Raw genomic sequence first — 255 nt, 5'->3', positions numbered from 1 at the left:
CCAAGCCAATCCTTGATCTGGACTCCTCGGTGGAGACGGTATACGGGGAGCAGGCCGGCGCGGCCAAAGGCACCAATCCGCATAAGCCCGGACGAAACAGCTACCATCCGTTGCTGGCTTTTGAAGGGCAAACCCACTTGAATCTGAATGCGAGGCTTCGCCCCGGCAACACGCATTCTTCAACCGACGCAATCGACTTTTTGCAGCAAACCTTCGCACTGCTCGGCGAGCGCCAAGTGGCGTACGCCCGGTTCG

The 255-nt window shown here is 59.2% G+C and carries 1 protein-coding gene; it reads left to right on the top strand.

The window, feature by feature from the left end; genetic code table 11:
- Positions 1 to 255, top strand: a 255-nt coding sequence (locus KI367_RS26960; protein ID WP_212953359.1) for a transposase, incomplete at both ends; no start/stop codon positions are given.

Origin of the sequence: Paenibacillus cookii (assembly GCF_018333375.1) — a bacterium.
GTDB classification, from domain to species: Bacteria; Bacillota; Bacilli; order Paenibacillales; family Paenibacillaceae; genus Paenibacillus_AQ; species Paenibacillus_AQ cookii.
Note: the sequence above shows the minus strand (reverse complement) of the source record. Positions and strands in the feature narration are given on the sequence as shown.